At 71.6% G+C, this 6103-nt stretch carries 5 protein-coding genes and 1 pseudogene; 3 read left to right on the top strand and 3 right to left on the bottom strand.

Annotated features, from left to right (window positions below; all coding sequences use genetic code 11):
• Window positions 1-34: 34 nt before the first annotated feature.
• Window positions 35-250 (bottom strand): I78 family peptidase inhibitor, encoded by a 216-nt coding sequence (locus ABT085_RS42770; protein ID WP_351621523.1) that lies wholly within the window; start codon window positions 248-250, stop codon window positions 35-37.
• Window positions 251-678: 428 nt separating this feature from the next.
• On the opposite strand from ABT085_RS42770, the pseudogene ctaD reads away from it, so the two are divergent.
• Window positions 679-2364: pseudogene (ctaD, locus tag ABT085_RS42765) on the top strand (aa3-type cytochrome oxidase subunit I); the annotation flags it as partial.
• On the opposite strand, the gene ABT085_RS42760 reads toward ctaD, so the two are convergent.
• Together ABT085_RS42760 and ABT085_RS42755 are read right to left on the bottom strand one after the other, a co-directional pair.
• Window positions 2249-3289 (bottom strand): helix-turn-helix transcriptional regulator, encoded by a 1041-nt coding sequence (locus ABT085_RS42760; protein ID WP_351621520.1) that lies wholly within the window; start codon window positions 3287-3289, stop codon window positions 2249-2251. The pseudogene ctaD and the gene ABT085_RS42760 sit on opposite strands and share 116 nt — an antisense overlap.
• Before the next feature lie 148 nt (window positions 3290-3437).
• Window positions 3438-4154 carry a LysM peptidoglycan-binding domain-containing protein gene (locus tag ABT085_RS42755; RefSeq protein WP_351621517.1) on the bottom strand — a complete coding sequence of 239 codons (717 nt, stop codon included), beginning with the start codon at window positions 4152-4154 and terminating at the stop codon, window positions 3438-3440.
• 535 nt (window positions 4155-4689) lie between these two features.
• On the opposite strand from ABT085_RS42755, the gene ABT085_RS42750 reads away from it, so the two are divergent.
• Both ABT085_RS42750 and ABT085_RS42745 read left to right on the top strand, forming a co-directional pair.
• Complete coding sequence (locus ABT085_RS42750) at window positions 4690-5469, top strand: DUF8842 C-terminal domain-containing protein (protein ID WP_351621514.1); 780 nt, start codon at window positions 4690-4692, stop codon at window positions 5467-5469.
• Window positions 5470-5548: 79 nt separating this feature from the next.
• Window positions 5549-6055: a hypothetical protein gene (locus ABT085_RS42745; protein ID WP_351621511.1), complete on the top strand. Its 507-nt coding sequence runs from the start codon at window positions 5549-5551 to the stop codon at window positions 6053-6055.
• Window positions 6056-6103 lie beyond the last annotated feature (48 nt).

Below are 6103 nucleotides of genomic sequence, written 5' to 3'. Positions count from 1 at the left end.
CTCAGGAGCCGGGCCTTCGCCGTCGCCGCGCGCGTCAGCCCTTCCAGGCCCGCGTCACCGTGCCGTCCCGCACCTCGAAGTTCAGCCTGCCCACCCGGTACTCCATGGTGATGACCGTGCCCGGCGGCAGCGAACGCACCGCCGTCCAGCCGCGCTCCCGCGCGAGCCGCTCGGCACGCCGGGCCTCCAGGCCGACATACGTCTCCGGACTGTCCTGGGGCTCCGCCGGCGGAGTCGGATTCGCTGACATGCCGCCACGCTAGGCCGTCGGCGGCTTCCCCGGAAGGCGGGACTGCGCCGTGGATCACTCCGGTCACACTTCTGTCACAGGATCACGACATACGTTTCGATCGAACTGCGTCACACGATCGGGCGGTTGCATAGCCCTTACGCAGGTATTCGAACGTAATTACCGCGTGTCTGCCCTGCCCCAGGAAATGGCCGGCGGAAAATACCCGGAGAACCGCTCCGGAGTGACCTTCCCCGGCGATTTCACACGGGGGCGCGGCAGCTGACGCCGCATAGGAAATTCACGGCTTCGCCACACGCTCCCCTTACGGCCCCGGCCGGGAGCAGGGCGGCGCGAGCGTCATGGCGCGGGCCCGTGAGCCCGTGGGCACAGGTGCGGCACGGGCTCCGGGGGACCCGGGACGCGACGAGCGAAGGGGCGAGCGAGCGATGGGGACGGAGACCGTCGGCACGGCGGTGCGACCCGACCACACGCCCCGGCCGGGCCGCGTGGTCGTCGACTGGCTGACCACCACCGACCACAAGAAGATCGGCCATCTCTACCTGATCACGTCGTTCGGGTTCTTCCTGGCCGCCGGGGTCATGGCGCTGCTGATGCGGGCCGAGCTCGCCCGGCCGGGACTCCAGATCGTCGACAACAACCAGTACAACCAGCTGTTCACGATGCACGGCACGATCATGCTGCTGCTGTTCGCGACGCCGAGCTTCGCGGGCTTCGCCAACGAGCTGATGCCGTTGCAGATCGGCGCCCCCGACGTCGCCTTCCCCCGGCTGAACATGCTGTCGTACTGGCTGTTCCTGTTCGGCGGTCTGATCGTGCTCGGCTCGCTGACGGTGCACGGCGGTCCGGCCGCGTTCGGCTGGTTCGCCTACGCCCCGCTCAACAGCGCGAGGAACGCGCCCGGGGTCGGTCCCGACCTGTGGATCATGGGGCTGGCGCTGGCCGGCTTCGGGACGATCCTCGGCGCGGTCAACTTCGTGACCACCATCATCGGGATGCGCGCCCCCGGCATGACGATGTTCCGGATGTCGATCTTCACCTGGAACACGCTGTTCACGTCGGTCCTGATCCTCATGGCGTTCCCGGTGCTGGCGGCCACGCTGCTGGTGCTGGAGGCGGACCGGCGCCTCGGCGCCCGGGTGTTCGACGCGGCCAACGGCGGCGCGCTGCTGTGGCAGCACCTGTTCTGGTTCTTCGGGCACCCCGAGGTGTACATCATCGCGCTGCCGTTCTTCGGGATCATCACGGAGATCCTCCCGGTCTTCAGCCGCAAGCCGGTCTTCGGCTATCTGACGCTGGTCGGCGCGACGATGGCGATCACCGGTCTGTCGGTGGTGGTGTGGGCGCACCACATGTTCGCGACCGGTGCGGTCCTGCTGCCGTACTTCTCGCTCATGTCGTTCCTGATCGCGGTGCCGACGGGCGTGAAGTTCTTCAACTGGAGCGGGACGATGCTCAGGGGCTCGCTGTCCTTCGAGACCCCGATGCTGTGGGCGACGGGCTTCCTGATGACGTTCCTGTTCGGCGGTCTGACCGGGGTGATCCTGGCGTCGCCGCCGATGGACTTCCAGGTCACCGACTCGTACTTCGTCGTCGCGCACTTCCACTACGTCGTCTTCGGCACGGTCGTCTTCGCGATCTTCGCCGGGTTCTACTTCTGGTGGCCCAAGTTCACCGGGAAGATGCTCGACGAGCGGCTCGGGAAGATCCACTTCTGGACACTGTTCGTGGGCTTCCACACCACGTTCCTGGTCCAGCACTGGCTCGGCGCCGAGGGCATGCCCCGCCGGTACGCCGACTATCTCGCCGCCGACGGCTTCACCGCCCTGAACACCGTCTCCAGCATCGGCGCGTTCCTGCTGGGCCTGTCCACGCTGCCGTTCCTGCACAACGTCTGGCGGACCGCCCGGTACGGCGCGAAGGTCGAGGTCGACGACCCCTGGGGGTTCGGCCGCTCGCTGGAGTGGGCGACCTCGTGCCCGCCGCCCCGGCACAACTTCACCGCACTGCCCCGGATCCGCTCGGAGTCCCCGGCGTTCGACCTGCACCATCCCGAGTACGCGGGCCGGGACCGCCGGCAAGGGCCAGCGCCGCGTCCAGCCGGTCCCGGGCCGTCCTGATCGCCTCGACGAGTTCGGCCGGCTCCAGCACCTCGAACGGCAGGCCCATCATCATGACGTGGACGACCATCACGTCCAGGCTCGTGGCCCCGGTGCGCAGGACGCAGGCGTCGTCGCCGTCGGCCTCCAGCGTCCCGGCCGAGGGCGAGACCCGCTCGGCCGCCTCGTGCAGCGGCACCAGCAGCCGGACGGCGGCGTGTGCGGCGTACGCGCGCGTGGAGACCCCCCGGGAGACATAGGCGGCTAGATCCTCGGCGGGCGGCTCCCGGGGCGTGAAGCGCGGTCCGTGCGGCGGCCTGGGCGTCATGCGGTCGACGCGGAAGGTACGCCAGTCCTGCCGGTCGAGGTCCCAGGCGACCAGGTACCAGCGGCGTTCGGTGCACACCAGGCGGTGCGGCTCGACGCTGCGGCGGGTGGCCGAGCGGTCGTGCCCGAGATAGTCGAAGCGCAGCCGTTCGGTGTCCCGGCAGAGGTGGGCGAGTTCGGTGAGCACCACCGGGTCCACGGCCGACGGCCGCGGCCCGCGCAGCATGGGTACGGTGAAGGCGTTCAGCGCGGCCACCCGGCGGCGCAGCCGGTGCGGCAGCACCTGCTCCAGCTTGGCGAGGGCGCGTACGGAGGTCTCGTCGATGCCCTCGATGCCCTGCCCGGCGGCCGTGCGCAGTCCGACGGCGACGGCCACCGCCTCCTCGTCGTCGAGGAGCAGCGGCGGCAGTTCGGCGCCGACGCCCAGTTGGTAGCCGCCGCCCGTGCCGGGGCTGGCGTTGACCGGGTAGCCGAGTTCACGCAGCCGGTCCACGTCCCGGCGCACGGTGCGCGCGGTGACGCCGAGCCGGTCGGCGAGTTCGGCCCCGGACCACTCGCGGTGGGCCTGCAGGAGCGAGAGCAGGCGCAGCAGTCGTGCGGAGGTCTCCAGCATGGTGGAAGTCTGGCGCACGGGACGGCCGGCGGCCGCCGCGTGCACACGGCGCGGGCCGCCCGGCGCGTCCACGCGTCCACGCCTCCGCCCGGTCACCCGTCCACCCGGTCCGCGCGGGACCGGGTGGGGCGGGTGCCGGGCGGGTGGCTCAGAGGGCGAGGCGCTGTCCGGGCAGGATCACGTCGGGATCGTCGCCGATGACGGCCTTGTTGGCGGCGTAGATCCGCTGCCAGTCGGTGCCGTGCCGGGCCGCGATGCCGCTGAGCGTGTCACCGGGGCGGACGGTGTAGTCGCCGCGCGAGGCGCCGCGGGCCGGGTGCTCCGTCGGACGGGCCGGCGACTTCGACTGCTCCGACGTCCTCGAGGAGCCCGTCGGCTTCGAGGAGTGCGAGGAGTGCGCGGACTTCGAGGAGTGCGCGGACTTGGACGTCGACGACGATGTCGACCTCTGCTTCGACGGCGCCGCCCCGTAGTTGCCCGCGGGGGCGCTGCCGGACGCTCCGGCGCGCGCCGCGCAGGTGGGCCAGGCGCCCCAGCCCTGGGCGCCCTGGACCTTGGTGGCCACGGCGATCTGCTGGGTCCTGGTGGCCCGGTCGGCGGTCGGGGCGTAGGCGCCGCCGCCGTACGCGCGCCAGGTGCCTGCGGAGAACTGGAGCCCTCCGTAGTAGCCGTTGCCGGTGTTGATGTGCCAGTTGCCGCCGCTCTCGCATCGGGCGATGCGGTCCCACACCCCGCCGTCCGCCGCCGCCGCGTTGCCGGCCGTGGCGAGCAGTCCGAGGGGGGCGAGCAGTGCCGCCCCGGCGAGGACCGCCGTCGTACGGGTCTTACGGGTAATGCTGCCGCTGGTATCGGCACATTCGGACATGTGAGTCCCTCTCGAACAACCCGGGGTCCCCCCGGGCGGACCGCTCCGACCGCGTACGGACGCGGTCGGCACGCTCCGCCCGTCCGCCGGACGGTGGTGCTGCGCCCTGATGCGGCGCGGCCGGCGGACTTCCCGAGCGGTGCTCTGTGCACACGGCGGAGGAATGTAGGGAGCGGACCGCGGCCACATCAACCAACTCCCTGTCATGCCAGGCCAGTTCATGGTTACCGTGGGTATCGGCGAAATTCAGACACCCATTTAATTCGTCGATTTCCGCATTTGTCGACCAGACGCCGAAGCGATTTGTGACTCACTTCACCGAATCAACTTCCTTGACTTTCTCCGTTCTTGACGGTGAGTGTCCGATTCCGCACCTGACGTGACCCTGTGCGGTGGATGGTTCGATTCCGTTCGCCCGGGAGCGTGACCCCCGCCACAGATCACCCGTTGTCTTCTGCATGAGCCCGGGACCACCCCGGACCACGGGCCGGGAGCCACCCGGTCCCGCCACGCACCGCATCCCGAGGGAGCCACCGTGCCGCGCATGCTCGACGTCAGCGACGAGGTACGCGCCGAGATCGGCGACGAAGAAGCCGACCGGCTGCTCGCCGGAGAGAACGCCCCGGGCAGTTACGACTGCACGTCCTGCCGCACCCCGGGCGACTCCGAGCACGAGCGCACCAGCACCGTCCTGTTCATCGGGGACGAGACCGCCGTACTCGCCTTCGCCCACGCGGGCTGCCTGCCCTCGCAGGTCGTCCAGGTCACCGAGGAGCAGTTGCAGGGCGCCGTCCGTTCCATCGGCGGCACCTCGGGCGGCGCCCCGCAGCAGGCCATGCCCGAGCAGGCCGTGCTCGGCGTCACCAGCGGGCTCGTCCTGATCGCCGGGGAACTGCACCCCGCGCTCGTGGTGGAGCCGACCGCGCCCATCGTGCGGCCCGGCTCCACGGACATCGGCGACGACTTCCTGCCGCTGCTGATCGAGCAGGGCTTCATGCCGCTCATCGAACTCGCCGAGGTGCCGCCCGTGCTGCACGGCTGGTCGGTGCTGCTCGCCGCGGGCCAGCTGCACGCCGTGCTCCAGCCGGGCGTGAACGGGGGCCAGCCGGTCGCCTGGTGGCAGGCGCACCAGCCGCTCCAGGTCACCGACAGCTGGCGGGCGGCGGCCAACAAGCACCAGCAGGTGCTCATGTACGCGGCGCCGGTCGGCTCGATCGGGCGCCAGCCCCGTGAGGACCTGCTGCGCGACGCGCTCGACAAGGCGGCGGCCAACGGCAAGCTGGTCGGCTCCGCGCTGCCGCTCGCGGGCATCTGAGCGCCCCGCTCGCCGGGCGGCCGGCCTGCTGACCGCCGTCCGGCCGCATCCCCTGGGCGGCGGGGTCGTTTGGACATACGTGCACGCATACGACGTTCCCCGCCGCCCGGCCTTCCAGCCGGTCCCGCCCGCAGGCTCCCCGCTCCGTCCGGGACGGGAGGTGCCCGCCCCGCGACCGGCTCAGGAACCTCATGGCGCTCCATCGGCCACCCCGATCTACGACGCGCTCTACGCCGAGTACGTCAAGTCCTTCCGCACCCTGCCCGGCGACCGCAGCGGCGAGGACGACCTGGGCTTCACCGCCTTCGCGAGAATCCCGCACCGCACGGGCTCGCCCGGCGGCCATCGCGCGGGCACCTTCAGCAGCTCGTACAGCGCCTACAGCGCGGGGGCGAGCAGCGCGCGGGGCGGCAGCGGGCAGCCGTCCCCGTGGCAGCGCGTCGGACAGCTCGGGCAGCTCGGTCAGGGCAGGCAGGCTGCCCAGCCGGTCCAGGGCGGCACACAGCACGGCGCGGGCGCCCAGCACGGCACGGGCATGCGGCACGTCCCGGCGGCGCTTCCGCCCAGCCCGCGCAGCGGCCTCTGAGCCCCGGGCCCGGACGAACACGAGGGCGGCCCCGGGTTCCCCCGGGGC

This window comes from Streptomyces sp. NPDC002265 (assembly GCF_040296125.1).
GTDB lineage: Bacteria > Actinomycetota > Actinomycetes > Streptomycetales > Streptomycetaceae > Streptomyces.
This window is presented reverse-complemented; position numbering and strand designations above follow the sequence as displayed.

What these genes read in the sequence shown, in the direction of transcription:
- ABT085_RS42770 (WP_351621523.1), bottom strand. Translation starts at nt 250, where the DNA reads ATGTCAGCGAATCCGACTCCGCCGGCGGAGCCCCAGGACAGTCCGGAG.
- ABT085_RS42760 (WP_351621520.1), bottom strand. Translation starts at nt 3,289, where the DNA reads ATGCTGGAGACCTCCGCACGACTGCTGCGCCTGCTCTCGCTCCTGCAG.
- ABT085_RS42755 (WP_351621517.1), bottom strand. Translation starts at nt 4,154, where the DNA reads ATGTCCGAATGTGCCGATACCAGCGGCAGCATTACCCGTAAGACCCGT.